Origin of the sequence: Thermococcus thioreducens (assembly GCF_002214545.1) — an archaeon.
Lineage (GTDB): Archaea > Methanobacteriota_B > Thermococci > Thermococcales > Thermococcaceae > Thermococcus > Thermococcus thioreducens.
The window spans coordinates 124,048-145,517 of record NZ_CP015105.1; the positions used below are offsets into that span (position 1 = coordinate 124,048).

Sequence of the window (21,470 nt, forward strand, 5' to 3'; positions counted from 1 at the left end):
CATGAGGGTAAAATATCTCATACTGTTGGTTTTCCTTGTACCAGCCCTTATCCTCCTTCCCGCTTTGGGGAATCTTGACCTTCTCGTTGTTCTCAGCGGAAGCATGCAACCCCTCTTCAACCCGGGAGACATGGTTGTAATTGAAATAGTTGATCCCAGCACAGTGGGAATCGGAGACGTCATAGCGTTCCACCCCCCTGATGCCAAAGACGAAAAAACACTGGTCACACACAGGGTCGTTGATGTGGTCACGAACGGGAGCCACAGATACTTTCAGACCAAGGGTGACAACAACGAGGATCTCGATCCATTCCTGGTTCCCCCTGAGAATGTCGTTGGGAGGGCTGTCTTCTCGATTCCCTATCTGGGATACCTTACAAGGCACAATCCCAACAGGACAGTCAAACTCGCGGTGTATTTCCTTCTCATAGTCTTCCCCGGGCTCATAGTCCTGTACAGCGAGCTCTCGTACCTTAGGGGATACTCTCCAAAAATGGAGAGAAGGGAAGAGAAGCTGAAACTCTGGAGGTCGAGGACTGTAGAGGAGGTGCTGCCTCTGCGGGCCGTTGGGATATTCTTTATCTCCATGGCTGTGCTTACTATGATGCTCCACCCAGCGATAGAGGCAACACCCCGGGGTGTCGTTAATACGGGCACGCTTCCGGTTCTCCTGCTCAGAAACGGCGTACCCGACTACGTCTATCTGCCTCCCGGTAAAACGTACGCCGGGGACTACGAACTTGCCGTTAACTCAGTCCTCCCCGTAATGTGGCTGGTCAAGGCATACGAGGTTAATCCTTTTATACTTAAATCGCTGAACGTTATAATATCCCTCCTGCTGACGCTCGTAACGTTCCCTCTGTGGGTGAGGGAGTTCCCGGATATAAAAAGCCGGGTAAGGAGGCGGCACCATGAAACTCTGGGAATATAACCTGCTCTCCCGGATAAAACGGTACTGGGTGCCTCTAACCGTAATCTTTCTGCTTCTGGCGGCGGTTTTTGGTTATGCGTACATCACGACTCCGACAACGGTTACCAAGGAGATTACGGTCACCAGAACCCTGTACCTCTGGTCTGGCGGGATTGAAGGGATGGGCGTTGTAGTTCAACCCAACCCTATATGGGACGTTGGAAGAAAAGTTGTACTGCCGATATACCCCCTGTCCATAATGCCCACAGCAGAGGTGGAACTTCACTTTAACATGAGTGGAGATAACGTCAACGTCGAATTCGAGAGGGAGCTGAAGGTTGTTTACTATCTCTCCTATGACAAGGAGAGGGTTGTGGAGGAGACGTACCGGGCGGTCTCCAACACTTCAACGGGTAGTTCCTTCGCGGACAGCCTGTCCCTAAACATCAGTGATATCTTTAACCGGATAGAGCTCACCCGAAACATCCTGAAACTTCCAAAGGAGAGCGTTGGGGTTGAGCTCGTTGGCAGGATAAGGTACTCCGGCACCGTTAACGGCAGACCCGTGGAGGGTACCCAGGAGTTCCGGGGGAGCATAAGCTTCCCCTATGATGGATTTTACAGCATCGCGAGTGACCTGAAAAACGGCACTCAGGCGTTTACCGAGACTGTTACAGAAAACCGAACCGTAAACCAGGGAAAGCGTGTCATGTTCCTGGCACTCTCGGCTCTCTCTGCGGTTCTCGCGGGGATTGCAGTGGCCGTGGGTTGGAGGTTCAACCCGGCGGCATACAACGTTAACGAGATGGAGCTTGAGAGGGAGAAGAAAAAGCTCGCCAAGTGGGTAAGCTCTGGGAGGCTTCCTGAGCGTCTGTCCACTGAGAGGGTGGAGCTCGCTTCGCTTGCTGACCTCGTTGAAGCTGCCATAGACATGAACAAACGCGTGATCCACGACCCCAGCGAAGGTGTCTACTTCTTCTTGGACGGGGGGATGCTTTACTACTTCAGGGAAAGGATTACCAAAGGGGAGAAATGAAGTTCAAACGAAAGTCTTTTTTAGCATCACTGTGGGATAGGCTTAGGAGTAAGAAGGTGATGCTCATGAGCATGGACATGACCACTGAGATGTTCAAAGAGGAAGGATGGATAAGAAAAACGTGTAAAGTGTGCGGTAAGCCCTTCTGGACGCTCGATCCGGACAGGGAGACCTGCGGCGACCCGCCATGTGACGAGTACGCCTTTATAGGCAAGCCCGGCATACCTAAGAAGTACACCCTGGAGGAGATGCGCGAGAAGTTCCTGAGCTTCTTCGAGAGGCACGGCCACGGAAGGGTGAAGCGCTACCCGGTTTTACCGCGCTGGCGCGATGATGTCCTCCTCGTTGGCGCTTCAATCATGGACTTCCAGCCGTGGGTCATCAGCGGCGAGGCCGACCCGCCCGCGAACCCCCTCACAATAAGTCAGCCCTCGATAAGGTTTACCGACATAGACAACGTCGGAATAACCGGCAGGCACTTCACGATATTTGAGATGATGGCTCATCATGCATTCAACTACCCCGGTAAGCCAATATACTGGATGGACGAGACGGTCGAGCTCGCTTTCGAGTTCTTTACGAAAGACCTCGGAATGAAGCCCGAGGACATAACCTTCAAGGAGAACCCGTGGGCCGGTGGGGGAAACGCGGGGCCGGCCTTTGAGGTGCTCTACCGCGGCCTGGAGGTTGCAACCCTCGTTTTCATGCAGTACAAGAAGGCCCCGGAGAACGCTCCAGCTGACCAGGTCGTCGAGATAAAGGGCGACTACTATGTCCCGATGGAGACGAGGGTAGTCGACACCGGCTACGGCCTTGAGCGCTTGGTGTGGATGAGCCAGGGGACGCCGACGGCTTACGATGCCGTCCTCGGCTACGTCGTTGAGCCGCTGAAGAAACTCGCTGGAATAGAGAGGATAGACGAGAGAATCCTCATGGAGAACTCCCGCCTGGCGGGAATGTTCGACATCGAGGACATGGGTGACCTCAAGGTTCTCCGCCAGGAAGTCGCGAGACGCGTCGGCATAAGCGTCGAGGAGCTTGAGAGGGCAGTAAGGCCCTACGAGCTCATCTATGCCATAGCAGACCACACGAAGGCTTTAACCTTCATGCTGGCAGATGGGGTTATTCCATCGAACGTCAAGGCGGGCTATCTTGCCAGGCTCCTCATAAGGAAGAGCATAAGGCATTTGAGGGAGCTTGGTCTGGAGATACCGCTCGCTGAGATCGTCGCCATGCACATAAAGGAGCTCTCACCGACGTTCCCGGAGTTCAAGGAGATGGAAGATGTAATCCTCGATATAGTCAACGTCGAGGAGAAGCGCTACCACGAGACGCTCAAGCGCGGTAGCGACCTAGTGAAACGCGAGATTGCCAAGCTCAAGAAGGCAGGAAAAGACGAGATACCCCTCGAAAAGCTGATCCTGTTCTACGAGAGCCACGGCTTAACTCCAGAGATAGTCGCGGAAGTAGCCAGGAGTGAGGGGGTTAATGTTCACATCCCCGACAACTTCTACACCTTGGTTGCGAAGGACGCCGAGAGGACAGCGAAGGAGGAGGCCGCCAGGTACGTTGTTGACTTTGAGCTGGTCAAAGATCTGCCCGACACGAGGACGCTCTACTACGAAGATCCCTTCATGAAGGAGTTCGATGCGGAGGTGCTCAAGGTCATTGAGGACTGGGTCGTTCTCGACCAGACCGCCTTCTACCCCGAGGGGGGAGGCCAGCCCTACGACACCGGTGTGCTCACCGCTGGGGACGAAGAAGTGAGGGTAACCAACGTCCAGAAGGTCGGAAAGGTAATCCTCCACCGCGTTGATAAACCTGAAGCATTCAAGGAGGGCATGACCGTCCACGGGAAGATCGACTGGGAGAGGAGAATCCAGCACATGCGCCACCACACCGGAACCCATGTCCTCATGGGCGCTTTGGTTAGGGTTCTTGGAAAGCACGTCTGGCAGGCTGGCTCTCAGCTCAGCACCGACTGGGCCAGGTTAGATATTTCTCACTACAAGCGCATAACCGAGGAGGAGCTCAGAGAAATCGAGCGCCTCGCCAACAGGGTTGTCATGGAGAACAGGCCGGTGAAGTGGGAGTGGCTTCCGAGGACAGAGGCCGAGATGAAGTACGGCTTCCGCCTCTACCAGGGTGGTGTTGTCCCAGGAAGGATCATCAGGGTTCTCAACATCAAGGACTGGGACGTCCAGGCCTGCGGTGGAACGCATCTGCCGAACACCGGGCTTATTGGCCCGATTAAGATTCTCAGGACGGAGCGCATACAGGACGGCGTAGAGAGAATAATCTTCGCCGCCGGAGAAGCTGCCATCAACTGGATGCAGGAAACCGAGAGGATACTGAAGAGGACGAGCGAGGTCTTCCGCGTTCCTCCGGAGAAGGTTCCAGAGACCGCCGAGAGGTTCTTCAACGAGTGGAAGGTGGCCAGGAAAGAGGTGGAGAAGCTGAGGAAGGAGCTGGCGAAGCTCCTCGTTTACGAGCTTGAGAGCGAGGCCGAAAAGGTCGGCGACGTTGAGTTCATAGGTAAAGTCGTCGAGGGGAAGATGGATGACCTCCGCGAGGCGGCAAACAAGCTCAGGAAGGAGAAGAGGGTTGTCGTCCTCATAAGCTGGGAGGGCCACTTCGTCGTTGCCGTGGGGGACAACCTCGACCTCAAGGCCGGTGAGCTGGCGAAGGTGATAACGAGCGTCGCCGGCGGTGGCGGCGGTGGAAGGAAGGAGCTCGCCCAGGGCAGAATCAGGAACCCGCTGAAGGCGGAAGAGGCTATAGCCGAGGTGAAGAAGAGCCTCGGCTGATTCAAACCTTTTGGGGTGGTTGAAATCAGAGTGAAGGCCCTGACCAGGGAAGCGACTGAAATAGCCCGGGAAAGTGGGTTGATTGCGGTTCCAGAGTATCGCACGGCTGACGGCACTAGAATCGACCTGGCGATACTGAGCGATGGAAAGAAACTGCTCGCAGTCGAGTTCGAGAACTCCTACAAATGGATCCGGCAGAGGCTCCTCTACAACATCGTCAAGGCTTCCAGGGCCGGCTTCTCGGAGCTCTGGGTGGTGTACCCGTTTCAGGTGCCTTCCCTTGGCTGGATAAACGAGTATGCCATGGAGCTGGGCGTAGAGCTTAAGATTCTCGGGCCGGAGGAGTTCATGGAAAAGATACGGAGCATCAGAGCCCAGTAGGCTCGTCTATGAAGAAAACTTCGATCCCAAACTTTTCTTTTACGACCTCCATCAGGGCCTTGACGCCCAAGGTCTCTGTCTTATAGTGCCCGGCGACGGCAACGCTTATTCCAAGGTCGAGGGCAGTCAGGTAGTCCGCGTGGGTAAACTCGCCGGTTACGAGGAGATCTATCTCCCTTCTCCACGCCTCTTCAAGGGCGAATGCTCCAGCCCCGCTGATGGCTCCGACGGTTTTTATCTCCCCTTCCCCGAACTCGTAGGTTTTAACGGTTGTATCGAGCTTTTCGGCTATTACCTGGGCGACCTTCTCTATCGGCTGCGGCTCCTCGAACTCGCCGAGGAAGCCTATGCTCAGACCTTTGTATTCCCCAAAGGGTTCCTTCGGCTCAATACCAAGGAGCCTCAAAAGCCCGACGTTGTTTCCCACCTCGGGATGTGCGTCGAGCGGAAGATGTGCCGCGTAGAGGTTAATGCCCGCATCGAAGAGTGCCTTCAGGCGTCTGTAGTGCACCCCCGTGATGTATCCCAGACCGCCCCATATCATGCCGTGGTGGACCACCATCATGTCGGCCCCGGCCTTCGCGGCCCTCCCGATTGTTCTTAGCGTCGTATCGACGGCAAAGGCTATTCTCTCAACTTCCTCCTTTCCTTCCACCTGGAGGCCGTTGCTCGATTTGTCTGGATAAGCCGAAATCTGCAGGTATTCATCGAGGAAGGCAACGAGCTCGTCGCGGTTCATCTTCTCACCCCATATCCACATGGTGAATTATCTACTAACTGAATATGTCCAGCAAACCCTTTTAAAACCGAGCCTCAACTCCAGCCGAGAGGTGTTGGGATGGATGGAGATGAGTTTAGGAAGGCCGTTGAGGAGCTCGCGAGGGCCCTCATGAACGGTGAGATAAAGAGCCGTGAGGAGCTCAACAGGTACAAGATAGCCGTATCCAGGAAGTATCACCTTTCAAAGATTCCCGGCAACTCTGACATTCTCAAGGCCATCCCGGAGGAGAGGCGCGAGGAGTTCAGGGAACTGCTCAAAAGGAAGCCCACTCGTACAATAAGCGGCGTCGCGGTAGTTGCCATGATGACCAAGCCCTTTCCGTGCCCACACGGCAGGTGCATCTACTGCCCCGGCGGGCCGAGCGTCGGCTCGCCCCAGAGCTACACGGGAAAGGAGCCTTCAGCTTTAAGGGCCGTCCAGAGCGCCTACCATCCGTACATCATCATGATGCGTAGGCTAAAGCAGCTCACCGACATAGGGCACGACGTGGACAAGGTTGAGGTCATAATCCAGGGGGGAACTTTTCCAGCGGTTGACCTGGACTACCAGGAGTGGTTCGTCAAGTGTGCCTTCAAAGCGATGAACGACTTCCCGCACTTTAAGGATATAGAAGACCTTGAGGAGAAGCTCGTCAGGCTGATAGTCCACAAAGACGAGTCCGTCTTTGATGAAGACCCCGCCTTTAGAGAGGCGTGGCAGAAAACACACGCAAAGCCCTACCACTACCTCGAAGACGAGCAGAGGAAGAACGAGAGGGCCAGAGTGAGGATGGTAGGCCTTACTATCGAAACGCGCCCCGACTGGGCCTTTGAGAGGCACATAGACAGGATGCTGAAGCTCGGAACGACGCGGGTTGAGCTCGGCGTCCAGACGATTTTCAACTTCATCCACGAGCGGACAAAGCGCGGTCACGGTGTCGAGGAGATAGTTAAAGCTACACAACTCCTCCGCGATGCAGGCCTTAAAATCAACTACCACATAATGCCTGGTTTGCCAGGAAGCAACTTCGAGCGCGACCTCTACACTTTCAGGGCGATTTTCGAAGACTCTCGCTTCAGGCCCGACATGCTGAAGATATACCCCACGCTCGTTACGGCAGATGCCCCGCTTTCCCGCTGGTGGAAGGAAGGAAAGTACCGCCCCTACCGCACCGAGGAGGCCGTTGAGCTTCTGGTTGAGGCATATAAGCTCTTCCCCAAGTGGGTCCGCGTGATGAGAATTCAGCGCGATATACCGGTTCAGCTCATCGTTGACGGCGTCAAGCACTCCAATTTGGGTCAGTTAGTCTTCAACGAGCTGGTTAAGAGGGGCATAAGACCGAGGGAGATTCGCTTTAGGGAAGTCGGCCACATGATGGAGAAGTTCGGGGTTCAGTCCGAAATCGAGCACATCAAACTGCTCCGTGAGGACTATGAAGCGGCTGGAGGTAAAGAGATATTCCTCAGCTTTGAGGACGTCAAAAACGACATCCTCATCGGGTTCTTGAGGTTGAGGATTCCGAGTGAAAAGGCCCACCGGAGGGAGATAAACTGCTGTCCCTCAGCCATAGTCAGGGAGCTCCACATTTACGGCCCGCTCGTGCCGATAGGTGGAAAGCCTAAGTACGAGTGGCAGCACAGGGGATATGGAAGGGAGCTTTTGAGCGAGGCCGAGAGGATAGCGAGAGAGGAGTTCGACGTCAGGAAGATGCTCGTGATCAGCGGCGTGGGAGTTAGGAACTACTACCGGAAGTTCGGCTACCGGAAAAACGGGCCCTACGTCGCCAAGAGGCTCGATAGGGGGTACGCTGACTTTGAAATCCTCGGGCACTTCGACGGGCACTTAAACACCTGAATAGTGTTTTATTCTCTCCAGGCTTTGGTTTTCTGGCTCTTCCCATTGGTTGGAAGACCTTTTCTCATCAGTAAAACTTTTAAGCACCGGTGAACAGGTATGGACTGAGGTGAGCCGGAGTGGTGAAAAAGCCCCGTGTTTCATATGAGACAAGCTTCCGGGCCAAGGTTCTCATACTGGCGCTCATCTTTGGGATCGCCATATTCATGATAGTGTATTACCCCCTGCTGAGCCATCAGACCAACCCTTGGGGAGTTGCCGCCCCAAAGGGGCAGATCGTCCTTGCCCAGAACTTTACCCTCGGTTCCGTGAACTACACCGACGCCGTTCCGGCAACGTCCGGGAACAACATCCTTGTCCTGAAGGGCAACGACAACTTGGGGGACACGCTCACCCTGGAAGTCCAGACTCCAGGATGGTGCATTGACCTTTGGGTATGGGGCGGCTCCTCGAAAGGCTGGCAGCAGAAGTACGACTGCGCCAGGGAAGTCCAGCTGAGTCAGTACGCCTTCAGGAGGGTTCCGACACATGAGGCCAAGGAGATACTCTACTGGTACCTTGAGACGGGCTACGTGATAGTTTTCCACAAAGAGAACCCCGTTCAGAACTACGAGCTGGTAAACTTCACCGTGACATACGGCGGACAAACTGACTGGGGAGCGTTTAAGGTGTCCCTTGGGAAGTCATGAGGTGGTTCCATGAGGATATCCTACGAAACGGAGTTTCGGCTTAAGGTTCTTCTCATAGTTCTTATCTTCGGTATCATAATTTTCAGGATAATCTACTACCCCATCCTCACCCACAAGACCGTTCCATACGGCGTCGCCGCGCCGAAGGGGCAGATACTCCTCCTTGATAACATAACACTCGGCAACTACACCTGGGAGAACGCCGTTGACATGCAGAACCACCTGATACTGAAGGGGAGCGAGGACTACGGGAACTCCGTGCTCTTGGAAATTCAGACACCCGGCTGGTGTGCGGACGTTGCCTTCTGGGACGGGCAGAAGTTCATCGTGAGCGAGAAGTGTGTGAGAAAGCTGGCCATCTCCAAGTACTTCTTCATGGTGACCTCAGCATTCTACTGGTACGTGGAGCCAGGTTATCACCTGATCTTCTACAAGCCAGGGGAAAATCCTGAAAAGTACGAGCTGGTTAACTTTACAGTGACCTACGGCGAGAAAACCGACTGGGGGGCCTTCAAAGTCGCCTATGGAAAAAGCTGAGGAGTTAAACCCTGCTTCGGCATCTTTTTTCATTGGTCTCGCCAGATTATGGCAGAAAGTCTGTTCTGTTAACAGAGGGCCAGGCATAGGTGTCCGATGCGTTTTTAACTTCCTCACCCGACCAGGGCATATGAGGTTCGACCCGAGGCCCTTCACCGAACCTGTGCCCTTCAGGTGCCTCTACTGCCTCGACTGCTGCCGCGGGAGGCACGTGTATCTGACTCTGGGGGACATAGGGAGGATAGCGAGAGCCGGCCACGACCCCCAAGAGTTCGTGACGTTTTCCGTGGAAGGGAACAAAATCCGCTTCGTCCTCGCGGTGAGAGAGTGGGACCTCGGCTGCGTCTTCCACGACCCGGAAACCGGAAAGTGCCGGATTCATGGGGTCAACCCAGTAATCTGCAGGATTTATCCCTTCATGGTTTCGCGAAAGCCCCTCGGGGTCGAGGGAGAAAAACCGCTTCGGTACAGGGGCCAGAGTCTCTGGCTCTATTACGATGCATCCTGCCCGGGGATAAACGCTGAAAACCCTGAAACACTTATAACGCCGGAGGAAATAGCGGAGCTCGGCCTCGAGTTCGAGAGGGAGTTCGAGAGGACAGACATGGATGGCCTCGCGAGGCTCATTGATGAGCTCGAAAGGTAGATATATCCCCTTTGACTATATTAAAACATGGGGGACTGGAAGACCACGCTGCTCCTCGCTCCGTTCATCGTTCAATTGGTCATCAATCTGATTTTCTATGGCTTTCCGGCCATAATGTTCTCGGGGATAGTTCCGAGGTCCCTCTATCCAAAAATTGCCTGGAGTCTGCCCGTTCTCATCGTCATATACTTCCTCCTGGGGATGGCGGCCCTCTACTACATGGGGATCTCACCAAGGCCGAAAAGGGGCAGGCTACTCGGCTCGGCGTACTTCGCCCTCGGTGCTCTCGGCTCAGCCTGGGTGATACTGCAAACCCTCGCGGGCATGGAAACTCCCCTTTTGGCGATAGCCTTCGGCATCTGGCTTACCTCATCCATCGTTGGAATCCTCTCCCTCTGGCTGCTGGAGGAGACGGTTCCCGAGGCCGCTGCCGCCGCGATAATCGCTTTCTTAGGTATTTCGGCCTTCATCAGTGCTGCAACGGCCCAGTGGGTGGTCACCGACTACTATATCCACGTCCACACGAACGGGGGGATGGAAAACGCCACGGTTGTCGTAGAACACCCGATTGAGGTGTCTCCCCCGAACCTCACAAACTCAAGCTGAGCTAACCTTTTAAGGAATGCCCAAGACTCCCAACAGGTGGGTTCATGGAGGGTGAGCTGAGGTATAGGCGGGCCTCATCGTGGGAATACGATTTGATCCTCCGCGAGGCCGAGAAGTATGGCGAGTTGAAGCATAACTTCTTTGCGGTGGTTGAGGGGAGATTCCGCGATGTTTACGCCGTGAACGAAAGTCTGTGGCGGGAGATCGAGCGAATGAAAGCCAGGCCCTACGCCTACGGAACCTTCGTAGGCACGATAAAGGTGGACAAAAACTTGGTCGAGAAGTTCTATCCCAACGTGGAGTTCTTCTACTTTGTGGAAGTTAAGAAGAACTACGCCGTGCTGACCCCAAAGGCGGGCTTTCTCTTCACGACCGGGAAGGACGTGCCGAGGAGCGGCGTGAGGAAATACAGCTGGCAGGGGACGAAGAAGCTCGTTATCTACGATGAAAACGGGATAATCCTCGGCATAGGGCGGATAAACCCTGAGAGCAGGAGAAAGTTCATTCTGAACGTTACCGACATCGGCGAGTTCATAAGGAGGAAGCGCTAGCTGGCAAAGGAAGTATAAGAGAAAACTGACCTCAGTCTTTTTCGCTGTTCTTCCTTTCGAGCTTCTCCTCCCACGTGAGTATCATGTGGGTAAAGGTCTCGTCTTCCTCCTCTATTCCGCGCTTTATCTCGGAAACGTGGGCGTACTGGGCGCGGAGCTTGTCGAGGATGTAGTCAACGGCCTTCTCAGGGTCCGCGGTGGTTCCGCAGGTGTAGACGTCTAGAGCGGCGTAGCCCTTCTCGGGCCAGGTGTGTATTGAGATGTGGCTCTCGGCCACAATGACCATCCCGCTGACACCGGTGGGGGAGAACTTGAAGAAATAGCTTGCCTTGACCTCCATTTTACCGACCTTGGCTGCTTCTAGGAATATCTGTCTTATCTTGTCAGCGTTACCGAGGATTTCGGGATCGCAACCTGCCGCCTCAACAACGTAATGGAACCCGATCGTCTCTATCTCAGCCATGGCTCTCACCTCTTGTTGCTCCTATTACGAACCCTTTTTAAAGTTAAGCCCTGAAGCGGAGAGCTGTGAACGGACCGTTCTGGTGTTGAACTGCTCTGAACTGGGCTGGAATTTATTGAGCGGTTATATCCTGCCCGTTATTGAAATTTTCCGAAAGCTCATGGAGGATTCCCTGCAATTCCGATTTGAAGGCTCTTTCATGGGTTAAGTCCCCTCTGCGTCCAGTTTAATCATGCTCACCGATGGCCTTTTTTAGGCGTGAACCACTAATTTTAAAACTCATACCTCCAACTAACGACAAGTTTACTAAAACTCACGAAGGGGTGAAGGTATGTCGAAGCCTAAATCAAAGGCAAAGCCCACGGCAGGGGACGCCGTGAGGGCGAAGAAACAGGAAAAGCTGAGCTTCCTGGCAAGGATGGAATACAGAAAGATGATAATGTACCCGCTCGTAGTGTTCGTAATAGCGTTGATACTTCTCGCAGTCAACTTCCCAACGCTGGGTATAGACCTCAGAGGCGGTGTTGTGGTTACCGCCTACGGGGTTAATGCAAACCCGGATGAACTGGCCAAGTACATAAGCGATAAAATCGGTGTGGACGTCAGGGTCGAGAGCTTCACCGGTGTCGAGACAAGCGGTGTCAGGGTTTATGCGCCTATAGGCACCGACCCGCTTAGAATAATCGATGCCATGAAGGAGAAATATCCTGCCGCTGAATATACCCACAGCGAGGTGCAGCCAACCTTTGGAGAGATAGCCCAGCAGCAGGGAATAAGGGCGCTGGCATTTGCGTTCCTCGCCATGGCGGTCGTGGTCTTTCTGTTTTTCAGGAACCTCGTGCCGTCGCTCACGATAATATTCTCCGCACTCTCGGACATGACGATAGCAGTTGCCCTGATGGGCATCTTCGGGATAGAGCTTACCACCGCCACTATAGCGGCGCTGCTCATGCTCATAGGTTACACTGTTGACAGCAACATCCTCCTGACGACCAAACTCCTCAAGAGAAAAGAGGACTCCATAGACAAGGCCTACCTCTCGGCCGTTTCGACGGGCTTCACGATGAGCACCACGACCCTGGGTGCCCTGCTGATTCTCTGGATAATCTCTACGAGTCAGACAATAGACAACATCGCCATAGTCCTCATCTTCGGTCTGCTCGCGGACTTCATGAACACGTGGGTTCTCAACGCGGGCGTGCTCAAGTGGTACCTTACTAGGGAAGCTGTCAGGGGTGGTAAGGCATGAAGAGAAGAACCAAAAAGCTCCTCCTGAACTGGAGGATAATCCTGCTCACTCTGTTCCTCATAGGCTCGATAGTGACCCTTGCGGTTAGGCCTCTCACGTTTGGTATCGACATAAGCGGCGGTGTCGCGCTCGTTGCTCAGACCGAACACCCCGTTGACACCAAGACCATGCAGCTCGTAACGGACTCCCTTCAGAAGAGGCTGAACACCCTCGGCCTTAGAGACATAACCGTTGAGGCCCAGGGAGACCAGATAGTGCTAATTAAAGTCGCCAACGTTACCTCTCCAGAGGAGGCGAATCAGATAAAGAGCGTCATCGAGAGTCAGGGTGTCTTCTATATGGAGTTCGCGGGGACGGTATTTGGAACGGGAAACGATGTTGAGTATGTGGGTATCTACAAGATAAACCCCGACAACAGCTGGAGCGTTCCCTTCAGAATCTCCAAGAGCGCAGCCGAAAAGTTTGCCGAGCTTGCCAAGGGTAAGGCCGGCTGGCCGGTTGACATGTTCCTTGACCCGCCGGTCAACTCTCTGATGATTGTCCCCGAGAGCGTTTACAAGACGATGAACAGCTCGGAGTTCAACGCCAACGCCCCGGAGGCACCGACGCTCCTTGAGAGGATTACCAGGGCCTTTAACATAAGCGTCGTTGCCTACGCCAACCAGAGCGCCGACGAGATAGTCAAGCTCGCTCAGGGCAAGGACAAGATAGTCCTCGTTGACGTCCCGGGGGAGCTTCAGACCCAGCTTGAGGCAATGAACATCACGGTAAGGTACGTCCCGAGGGCCCAGGGGGAGAGTGACCACGCGCTTATCGTAAGGGTTCTTGGCCTTTACGGCCCGTACTCCCTCGGCGAGGGTCTTACCGTAGGGGAACCCCAGCAGGACGTCCAGATAACCGGAAGTGCTCCGGACAGGCTTACGGCCGAGCAGGAGGCGAGCACCATCTACACCGTCCTCAAGAGCGGGTCGCTCCCGGTCAAGCTCAACGTCGTCGGCATGGAGTTCATATCCCCGAGGCTCGGTGAGGGCTTCAGGACGCAGGCTCTCTACGCGGGCATCGGCGCGCTTATAACCGTCCTGCTCATCGTCTACTTCCACTACAGGAAGTGGAGGATAGCCATACCGGTTGCCTCGACCAGCCTCTTCGAGGCGGTAATCATCCTTGGCTTTGCAGCGCTGATCAAGTGGAACCTTGACCTGCCCAGTATTGCCGGTATCATCGCGGCCATAGGTACTGGTGTCGACCAGCAGATAGTCATAACCGATGAGCTACTCGGTGGGGAGAAGACCACGAGGATAAGCAGGCGCTCAAGCATGCTCAAGAGGATGGGAAGGGCGTTCTTCGTCATCTTCGCGTCAGCAGCGACTACGATAGCGGCCATGAGCTTCCTGCTGGTTTACTTCGTCGGAACGCTCAAGGGTTTTGCCTTCACGACGATCCTCGGAGTGCTCATCGGAATCCTGATAACCAGGCCTGCCTATGCAGAGATAGCCAAATACCTCCTCGGTGAGGACTGATGTTCGTCGTGATAATGGGTGCTGGCAGGGTCGGCTTCCTCGTGGCAAAGATGCTTGAGGAGGAGGGGCACGACGTAACGATAATAGAGATGAACAAGGAGCGCGCCAAGGAGCTCTCCCTCCTCATCAACGGCCTGGTCATCGAGGGCGATGCGACCGACCCGAAAACGCTGGAAGAGGCCAACATAAAGCAGGCAGATGCCTTTGCAGCCTTGACAGGTAAGGACGATGCCAACCTGCTAGCCTGCATACTGGCCAAGCACCTCAACCCGAAGATCAAGACGTCGCTCAGGATAAGCAACCCGCAGAACAGGCGTATATTCGAGGAGGTCACTGACCTGAAGCGCTACTTCGACTTTGTGATTTCACCTGAAGAGATAGCCGCTGAATACATCAGCAGGAACATAGTCACGCCGGGCTTCGACCGCGTTTTGTTCCCAAAGGAGGGCGCTGAAATAGTTCGCTTTACCATCAACGGGGACAGCGAGATAGCGGGCAGGCTGGTCAAGGAGCTGAAGCTGCCGAGGGACGCACTCATGGTGGCTGTTTACGACGAGAAGGGCAATCTGATAATTCCCTCTGGCGATACAAAGCTTCCAGACAGGGGACAGGTTATAATCTTCGCCAAGAACAGTGTTCTCGACGACGTGAAGAGGCTTTTGGAGAAGAAGAAACCCAACAATGAAAGTTAACATGACATTTTTTTCAACTTTCATGTTCATTTTTGTTCTTTCCCCGTCAAATCCTCGGCTCATAGGCCAAAAACTATTTAAACCGATTAGGGAAGCCAAAGGTGGCGTGAGGATCACCTGTTTTCGGTGTCATTGGGGGGCTAATCATGGAGGACGTCATCAAGCAGATTGTTGATGCAGAGAAACGGGCGGAAGAGAGGATCGAGAGGGCCAAGGAGGAAGCCAAGAGGATAGTCCTCAAGGCCCGTGAAGAGGCCAAGCTTTTGGAAAAGAACATAGTGCAGGAGGCCGAAAGGAACGCCGAATCCCTCATTGAAAAAGCACGTCTCGAAGGGGAGGAAGAGGCAAAGAAGATACTTGAGGCGGGAGATTCTGAAATCGAAGAGCTCAAGGTCAGAGCCACCAACAACTTTGAGAAGGCCATCTCCGCTGGAATAGCGCTCGTGAGAGGGGGCTGAAATGTTCAAGCCTGAAGAGATGGTCAGGATAGAGATCATCACGCTTAACAGGTACAAGGACAGCCTCCTAACGTACCTCCACGAGAGCGGTATTGTGGAGATAAGGGAGCTCGACGTCAAAGTTGCCCAGAGTGATTCTCCCAACGAGTACCACAGGAAGGCCGCCTCGTACAGCATAACCATCTCAAGGCTTGCAGATTTCCTTAAGGCCTACAGAAAGTCCACCGGGGGCGGCATCAGGGAGTTCATATTCCCGAAGGAGCGGGCAAGGAAGAGGTACAGGTACGAGGGAATCGAGAGGCTCATAAGGGACGTTGAAGCGTTCCTTGCTCAAGTTGAGCCCGAGATAAAGGCAGTTGAGGGCAAGATAACCTCCACCCAGACTGAAATCGAGAGGATAAAGGGCGACATAGCGATACTGGAGCTTCTTTCGGCTCTCAACCTTGATGTGTCGTACCTCAGATCAACCCAAATGCTGGAAATCGTCGTCGGAACCGTTGACAGAAACCGGTTTAAGCCCCTAGTTGAGGAGGTAACCAAGGCTACGGAGAACAGAGCTGTCATAGTTTCAAGGGAACTGAAGGACAAGGTTCTGGCGGTTTTCGTCTTCCTCAAGGCCGACTACGACAGGGCCAACCCTATTCTGGCCAAGTACTCCCTTGAGAGGCTTGAGATTCCGGAAGGTGAGGGGACTCCCAGGGAGCTCATAGCCGTCTACGAGGAGAAGCTCAGGAGAAAGGAGGAGGAGCTTGAGAGCGCCAGGAAAGACGCGGAGATGCTTGCCGAGAAGTACTACGAGGATGTCCTCTTCTACCAGGAGCTCATGGAGAACGAGCGCGACAAGTCAACCGTACTGCCGATGCTGGCCAGGACGAACATGACATTTGCTTTGACCGGCTGGCTTCCCAGGAGTGATGTCCCCAAGGTTCTGGAGGGCATCAAGAGGGTGACCAACGGCACCGCCTACATCAACGTCAGGGAGCCCACAGATGAGGAACTCGACGAGATTCCGATAAAGCTCAAGAACCCGGGCTGGGCCAGGCCCTTCGAGATGCTCACCGAGATGTACGGCGTCCCCAAGTACAACGAGATAGACCCGACTCCGATAATAACCTTCACCTACTCGTTCTTCTTTGGATTCATGCTCACGGACTTCATGTACGGCCTCATAATAGCGATAATAGCCGCGCTCCTCGTCAAGGGGCACAGGAAGTTCAACGACGGCACCTACAAGTTCGCCTACACCCTGCTTATAAGCTCGTTCTTCACAATGGCGATGGGTGTTATCTTCGGCAGCTACTTCGGCAACGCCCTCGATTTGGCAGGCTTCACGGTCCCGCGCGTCTGGGACACCTTCCAGGATGCCCTCGTGGTGCTCCAGCTGGCCCTGGCGATAGGTATAGCCCACCTCTTCACCGGCTACACCCTCGGCTTCATAGTCAAGCTCAGGAACGGCGAGGTTAAGGACGCGATACTCGACCAGCTCTCCTGGATGCTCATAATACTCGGAATAACCTTCCTGTTCCTGGCGGGCAGAGATCCGGCGCTGGACATGCCTGGGAAGGCACTCTTCGGAGTCGGTCTGGTGCTCTTCGTACTCAGCGAGCTCAAGAACGGTGCACTGGCAGTTCTCCTGGTTATCTCGGACTTCTTCGGCTTCGTGGGCAGCTGGCTCAGCTACGCGAGGCTCATGGCACTGGCCCTAGCGACGGCGGGAATCGCGATGGTCGTCAACATACTGGCCCAGATGGTCTGGGGCATAAGCATCGGCCCCGTCCCAATAGGCATAGTCGTCGGGATCATACTGTTTGCCGGCGGCCAGCTGTTTTCGGTCGCCATCAACGCCCTCGGAGCGTTCGTTCACTCGCTCCGTCTTCAGTACGTTGAATTTTTCGGAACGTTCTACTCAGGTGAAGGTAAACCCTTCCAGCCCTTCAGGGCAAAAAGAGAAGTTTCCGAGCTGGAGTTTGAAGCTTAAGGAGGTGCATGAAAGATGGACCCGATAGTTTACGTATCCCTCGGTGCGGCCCTTGCCGCAGGAATAGCTGGAGCAGCTTCGGCCTTTGGTGTCGGTATAGCCGGTGCCGCAGCGGCCGGAGTCGTCGCCGAGGATGAGAGGAACTTTAAGAACGCCCTCATCCTTGAGGGTCTGCCAATGACCCAGAGCATATACGGCCTCATTACGCTGTTCCTCATCCTGATGGTCTCTGGAATCCTCGGTGGCGGCTTCAAGTTCACCGACCCTAACAGCATGGACAACATAGTTAAGAGTGCCATACTCCTCGGTGCAGGTCTCGTGGTTGGTCTCACCGGCCTCTCCGCAATACCCCAGGGAATCATCGCCAGCGCGAGCATCGGTGCCGTCGCCAAGAATCCGAAGACCTTCACCCAGGGAATCATATTCTCCGCTATGGCAGAAACTATGGCCATCTTCGGTCTCGTCGGCGCTCTGATCATGATAGTTACCGGAGTCGGCTTCTGACTCCCACAACTTTCTTTATAGGTCAAGGAGGAAGGAAGATGGATGGAGCAGAGCTGATAATTCAGGAGATAAACAGGGAAGCGGAGCAGAAGATACAGTACATACTCAGCGAGGCCCAGAAGGAGGCGGAGAAGATTAAGGAAGAGGCGAGAAAGAGGGCCGAAGCGAGGGCCGAGTGGATACTCAGGAAGGCCCAGACCCAGGCGGAGACGGAGAGGCAGCGCATAATAGCCAACGCGAGGCTTGAGGTTCGGAAGAAGCGCCTTGAGGTCCAGGAGGAGCTCATTCAGGAGGTAATAACTGCACTCAGGGAAAGGCTCGCGGAGCTTTCCGAGGAAGAGTACTTCCCGATGCTCATCGACCTTACCGTTAGGGCCCTTGAGGAGCTCGGTGGAGATGCCTGCATTGTTCGCTCCAACGAGAAGACCCTGAAGCTCCTTGAGAGCAAGCTGGGAGAGTTCAGGAAGGCCGTTGCGGCAAAGCTCGGAAGGGACGTGGAGATAAGCCTCGGTGAGCCGATATCGACCATAGGCGGCGTTCTTGTGGAGGCCCCCGACGGCTCCGTTAGGGTCGACAACACCTTCGAGTCAAGGATAGAAAGGTTTGAGAGTGAACTGAGGGCAGAGATAGCCAAGGCTCTCTTCGGGTGAGGTTAATGGAAGCAGGAGCCGTAAGCGGAATCCTAAACACGACGCTGGCTGTGGTGTTCGCCTGGGTGGGATATAAGACGGCAAGGATAGTGTGGAAGTACACCCCATATTCATACCCCAACGCCAGGATAAAGGCCATGGAGGCGAAGCTCCTGAGCGAGCAGAGGTTCAACGAGCTCGCCGAGAGCAGAACGCTCCAGAACTTCATCGTTGGTCTAGAGGACACCGACTACAAGGACTACCTCACCGACGTTTCGGTCTACACCGTCGAGGAGATAGAGAGAGCCCTAGAAAAGGCCCTTGCCGGAACCTACGAGCTGATGATTAAGATCCTCCCGAAGAGGGTTAACCCGTTCTTCAGGTTCATGCTCGAGGAGTGGGACGTCAGGAACATAGCGAGTGTCGTCAAGGCCAAGTTCGCCGGCGAGGTTGCGGGCGACTACGTCATGGAGATAGGTCCGATGCTTCCAAAGGTCAAGGCCATGGCAGAGGCAAAGACCATGGAGGAGATACTCGTTATCCTTGAGGGCACTCCCTACGAGGAGCCCTACCAGAGGTTGCTCCTTGGGGAGATCTCGCTCCAGGAGTTCGAGACAGAGCTCTACAGGATGCACTATGGAAAGCTCCTCAGCTACGCCCTCTCAAGGAAAGACGACGAGCGCGTCATCCTTGAGGAGTTCGTCAGGCTCAAAATCGACAAAGCCAACATACTCACCGTTCTCAGGGCAAAGTCCGCCGGAATGACCGCGGAGGAAATAAGGCCGCTGATAATCCCAGGCGGGAGTATAAAACTTGACCCCCTCCTCCACGTTGACGACCTGGGCATGGCCTTGGCCGAGCTGGACTCTACCAAGTACGGCAAGGTCATCAGGGACGTCAGGGAGGAAGTCGAGAGGGATCTCAGCGTCCTTGAGAGGGCCCTTGAGAGGCACATCATTGAGAGGATGAACGAGCTCAACAGGTTCTACCCGCTCAGCGTCGCGGCTCCGTTAAGCTACATCCTCCAGAAGGAGAGGGAAGTCAGGAAGCTCAGGGCCATAGCGAAGCTCATCGAGGACGGAGTTCACCCTGAGAGAATAAAGGAACTCGCGGGTGATGTTGCATGAAGATAGCCGTGCTTGGGGACAAGGACACCGCGCTCGGCTTCAAGCTCGCCGGTGCCCACGAGGTTTATTCCTTCGACGACACCCCACTTGATATGGAGCGCCTGAAGAACAAGCTGAAGGAGCTCGTGGAGAGGGACGATATAGGGATAATCCTGATAACTGAGAGATTCGTCCAGAAAGTTGAACTTCCGGAGGTTACCCTTCCAATCATCCTTCAGGTGCCGGACAAGTCCGGCTCCAGGCTTGGTGAAGAAGCGATCAAGGAGATAGTTAGAAGGGCAATTGGTGTTGAGCTGAAGAGGTGAAGGGAAATGGGAAGGATAATTCGTGTTACCGGTCCGCTCGTCGTTGCCGACGGAATGAAAGGCTCGAAGATGTACGAGGTCGTCCGCGTCGGCGAAATGGGGCTCATAGGAGAAATCATCCGCCTTGAGGGGGACAAAGCGGTCATTCAGGTCTATGAGGAGACTGCAGGTATAAGACCGGGTGAGCCTGTTGAAGGAACCGGGGCTTCACTGAGCGTCGAGCTCGGTCCCGGACTTCTTACCGCGATGTACGATGGAATTCAGAGGCCGCTCAACGTTCTCAGGGAGCTCAGCGGCGACTTCATAGCGAGGGGCCTCACCGCCCCGGCTCTGCCCCGGGACAAGAAGTGGCACTTTACACCGAAGGTCAAGGTCGGAGATAAGGTTACCGGCGGCGACATCCTCGGCCTCGTTCCTGAAACCAGCATCATAGAGCACAGAATCCTCGTCCCGCCGTGGGTCGAGGGTGAGATAATCGAGATTGCCGAGGAAGGCGACTACACCATAGAGGAGGTCATAGCAAAGGTCAAGAAGCCGGACGGGAGCATAGAGGAGCTCAAGATGTACCACAAGTGGCCCGTCCGTGTTAAGAGGCCCTACAAGAGGAAGCTCCCGCCGGAGGTTCCGCTCATCACCGGACAAAGAACCATTGACACCTTCTTCAGCCAGGCCAAGGGCGGAACCGCGGCAATTCCGGGCCCCTTCGGTTCAGGAAAGACCGTCACCCAGCACCAGCTCGCCAAGTGGAGCGACGCCCAGGTGGTAGTTTACATAGGCTGTGGTGAGCGCGGAAACGAGATGACCGATGTCCTTGAGGAGTTCCCGAAGCTCAAGGACCCGAAGACCGGGAAGCCGCTCATGGAGAGGACGGTTCTCATAGCCAACACCTCGAACATGCCGGTCGCGGCAAGGGAGGCCTCAATCTACACCGGAATCACCATCGCCGAGTACTTCCGCGACCAGGGCTACGATGTCGCTCTGATGGCAGACTCGACGAGCAGGTGGGCTGAAGCTTTGCGTGAAATCTCCGGAAGGCTTGAGGAGATGCCCGGTGAGGAGGGCTATCCAGCTTCCCTCGCCAGTAAGATTGCCGAGTTCTACGAGCGTGCCGGCCGTGTGGTCACCCTCGGAAGCGACGAGAGGATTGGAAGTGTTTCCGTCATAGGTGCCGTTTCACCGCCCGGTGGAGACTTCAGCGAGCCCGTCGTCCAGAACACGTTGAGGGTCGTCAAGGTCTTCTGGGCGCTCGATGCTGACTTGGCCAGGAGGAGACACTTCCCGGCAATCAACTGGCTCAGGAGCTACTCCCTCTACCTCGACTCAATTCAGGACTGGTGGCACAAGAACGTTGATCCCGAGTGGAGGAAGATGCGCGACACGGCAATGGCGCTCCTCCAGAAGGAGGCGGAACTGCAGGAGATAGTCAGAATCGTCGGTCCGGACGCGTTGCCCGACAGGGAGAAGGCGGTGCTCATAGTCACAAGGATGCTCCGTGAGGACTACCTCCAGCAGGATGCGTTTGACGAGGTGGACACCTACTGCCCGCCGAAGAAGCAGGTCACCATGATGAGGGTTATCCTCAACTTCTACGAGAAGACCATGGAGGCCGTCGACAGGGGGATTCCGGTCGACGAGATAGCCAGGCTCCCGGTCAGGGAGAAAATAGGCCGTATGAAGTTCGAGCCGGAGATAGAGAAGGTCAAAGCCCTCATCGATGAGACGAACGAGCAGTTTGAAGAGCTCTTTAAGAGGTACGGAGCGTGATTCC

Annotated in this window: 22 protein-coding genes; 20 read left to right on the plus strand and 2 right to left on the minus strand. The window is 54.9% G+C overall.

Features of this window, described 5'->3' with window-relative positions; all coding sequences use genetic code 11:
* The first annotated feature begins 1 nt into the window (after nucleotide 1).
* From A3L14_RS00625 to A3L14_RS00640, 4 genes are all read left to right on the plus strand, one after another.
* Nucleotides 2-931 (plus strand): signal peptidase I, encoded by a 930-nt coding sequence (locus A3L14_RS00625; RefSeq protein ID WP_055429975.1) that lies wholly within the window; start codon nucleotides 2-4, stop codon nucleotides 929-931.
* Nucleotides 912-1,946: a DUF5305 domain-containing protein gene (locus A3L14_RS00630; protein ID WP_055429974.1), complete on the plus strand. Its 1,035-nt coding sequence runs from the start codon at nucleotides 912-914 to the stop codon at nucleotides 1,944-1,946. The genes A3L14_RS00625 and A3L14_RS00630 overlap by 20 nt, the downstream gene beginning before the upstream one ends.
* Nucleotides 1,947-2,011: 65 nt before the next feature.
* Nucleotides 2,012-4,753, plus strand: a complete 2,742-nt coding sequence (gene alaS / locus A3L14_RS00635) for an alanine--tRNA ligase (protein WP_074631353.1) — start codon at nucleotides 2,012-2,014, stop codon at nucleotides 4,751-4,753.
* 30 nt (nucleotides 4,754-4,783) lie between these two features.
* Nucleotides 4,784-5,134 (plus strand): hypothetical protein, encoded by a 351-nt coding sequence (locus tag A3L14_RS00640; protein WP_232473363.1) that lies wholly within the window; start codon nucleotides 4,784-4,786, stop codon nucleotides 5,132-5,134.
* On the opposite strand, the gene A3L14_RS00645 is transcribed toward A3L14_RS00640, so the two are convergent.
* Entirely contained in the window at nucleotides 5,121-5,873 is a 753-nt protein-coding gene (locus A3L14_RS00645) for a Nif3-like dinuclear metal center hexameric protein (protein ID WP_074631351.1), read from the minus strand. The two genes, A3L14_RS00640 and A3L14_RS00645, sit on opposite strands and share 14 nt — an antisense overlap.
* Nucleotides 5,874-5,972: 99 nt before the next feature.
* Here A3L14_RS00645 and A3L14_RS00650 point away from each other — a divergent pair, with 99 nt between their 5' ends.
* The 6 genes from A3L14_RS00650 (at nucleotide 5,973) to A3L14_RS00675 (ending at nucleotide 10,777) form a co-directional block, all read left to right on the plus strand.
* Nucleotides 5,973-7,748, plus strand: coding sequence for a tRNA uridine(34) 5-carboxymethylaminomethyl modification radical SAM/GNAT enzyme Elp3 (locus A3L14_RS00650; protein ID WP_088886095.1), 1,776 nt, complete (start codon nucleotides 5,973-5,975; stop codon nucleotides 7,746-7,748).
* 119 nt (nucleotides 7,749-7,867) lie between these two features.
* Nucleotides 7,868-8,437 (plus strand): hypothetical protein, encoded by a 570-nt coding sequence (locus tag A3L14_RS00655; protein ID WP_055429971.1) that lies wholly within the window; start codon nucleotides 7,868-7,870, stop codon nucleotides 8,435-8,437.
* 9 nt (nucleotides 8,438-8,446) lie between these two features.
* Nucleotides 8,447-8,974 (plus strand): hypothetical protein, encoded by a 528-nt coding sequence (locus A3L14_RS00660; RefSeq protein WP_055429970.1) that lies wholly within the window; start codon nucleotides 8,447-8,449, stop codon nucleotides 8,972-8,974.
* Between the two features lie 130 nt (nucleotides 8,975-9,104).
* The gene (locus A3L14_RS00665) at nucleotides 9,105-9,620 is read left to right on the plus strand and encodes a YkgJ family cysteine cluster protein (RefSeq protein ID WP_055429969.1); all 516 of its coding nucleotides are present in this window, start codon (nucleotides 9,105-9,107) and stop codon (nucleotides 9,618-9,620) included.
* A 27-nt stretch (nucleotides 9,621-9,647) separates the two neighbouring features.
* Complete coding sequence (locus A3L14_RS00670; protein WP_074631347.1) at nucleotides 9,648-10,226, plus strand: hypothetical protein; 579 nt, start codon at nucleotides 9,648-9,650, stop codon at nucleotides 10,224-10,226.
* A 44-nt stretch (nucleotides 10,227-10,270) separates the two neighbouring features.
* The gene (locus tag A3L14_RS00675) at nucleotides 10,271-10,777 is read left to right on the plus strand and encodes a PUA domain-containing protein (RefSeq protein WP_055429967.1); all 507 of its coding nucleotides are present in this window, start codon (nucleotides 10,271-10,273) and stop codon (nucleotides 10,775-10,777) included.
* A gap of 31 nt (nucleotides 10,778-10,808) precedes the next feature.
* Here A3L14_RS00675 and speD read toward each other — a convergent pair whose 3' ends face one another.
* Complete coding sequence (gene speD, locus A3L14_RS00680) at nucleotides 10,809-11,240, minus strand: adenosylmethionine decarboxylase (RefSeq protein WP_055429966.1); 432 nt, start codon at nucleotides 11,238-11,240, stop codon at nucleotides 10,809-10,811.
* A 331-nt stretch (nucleotides 11,241-11,571) separates the two neighbouring features.
* Between speD and A3L14_RS00685 the strand changes: the two genes are divergently transcribed.
* From A3L14_RS00685 to A3L14_RS00730, 10 genes are all read left to right on the plus strand, one after another.
* Nucleotides 11,572-12,489: a protein translocase subunit SecF gene (locus A3L14_RS00685; RefSeq protein WP_055429965.1), complete on the plus strand. Its 918-nt coding sequence runs from the start codon at nucleotides 11,572-11,574 to the stop codon at nucleotides 12,487-12,489.
* Nucleotides 12,486-14,009 carry a preprotein translocase subunit SecD gene (locus tag A3L14_RS00690; RefSeq protein ID WP_055429964.1) on the plus strand — a complete coding sequence of 508 codons (1,524 nt, stop codon included), beginning with the start codon at nucleotides 12,486-12,488 and terminating at the stop codon, nucleotides 14,007-14,009. The genes A3L14_RS00685 and A3L14_RS00690 overlap by 4 nt, the downstream gene beginning before the upstream one ends.
* Nucleotides 14,009-14,701 carry a potassium channel family protein gene (locus tag A3L14_RS00695; RefSeq protein WP_055429963.1) on the plus strand — a complete coding sequence of 231 codons (693 nt, stop codon included), beginning with the start codon at nucleotides 14,009-14,011 and terminating at the stop codon, nucleotides 14,699-14,701. The genes A3L14_RS00690 and A3L14_RS00695 overlap by 1 nt, the downstream gene beginning before the upstream one ends.
* A gap of 146 nt (nucleotides 14,702-14,847) precedes the next feature.
* A complete protein-coding gene (locus tag A3L14_RS00700; RefSeq protein ID WP_055429962.1) occupies nucleotides 14,848-15,159 on the plus strand; it encodes a V-type ATP synthase subunit H in 312 nt (103 codons plus the stop codon).
* A gap of 1 nt (nucleotide 15,160) precedes the next feature.
* On the plus strand, nucleotides 15,161-17,137 hold the full coding sequence (locus A3L14_RS00705) for a V-type ATP synthase subunit I (RefSeq protein WP_055429961.1): 1,977 nt from the start codon (nucleotides 15,161-15,163) through the stop codon (nucleotides 17,135-17,137).
* 15 nt (nucleotides 17,138-17,152) lie between these two features.
* Entirely contained in the window at nucleotides 17,153-17,641 is a 489-nt protein-coding gene (locus tag A3L14_RS00710; RefSeq protein WP_055429960.1) for an ATP synthase subunit K, read from the plus strand.
* Between the two features lie 38 nt (nucleotides 17,642-17,679).
* Nucleotides 17,680-18,291 carry a V-type ATP synthase subunit E gene (locus tag A3L14_RS00715; RefSeq protein ID WP_055429959.1) on the plus strand — a complete coding sequence of 204 codons (612 nt, stop codon included), beginning with the start codon at nucleotides 17,680-17,682 and terminating at the stop codon, nucleotides 18,289-18,291.
* Between the two features lie 5 nt (nucleotides 18,292-18,296).
* Complete coding sequence (locus A3L14_RS00720; protein WP_055429958.1) at nucleotides 18,297-19,397, plus strand: V-type ATP synthase subunit C; 1,101 nt, start codon at nucleotides 18,297-18,299, stop codon at nucleotides 19,395-19,397.
* Entirely contained in the window at nucleotides 19,394-19,702 is a 309-nt protein-coding gene (locus tag A3L14_RS00725) for a V-type ATP synthase subunit F (protein ID WP_055429957.1), read from the plus strand. The genes A3L14_RS00720 and A3L14_RS00725 overlap by 4 nt, the downstream gene beginning before the upstream one ends.
* Before the next feature lie 6 nt (nucleotides 19,703-19,708).
* A complete protein-coding gene (locus A3L14_RS00730; RefSeq protein WP_088886096.1) occupies nucleotides 19,709-21,466 on the plus strand; it encodes an ATP synthase subunit A in 1,758 nt (585 codons plus the stop codon).
* Nucleotides 21,467-21,470: the final 4 nt, after the last annotated feature.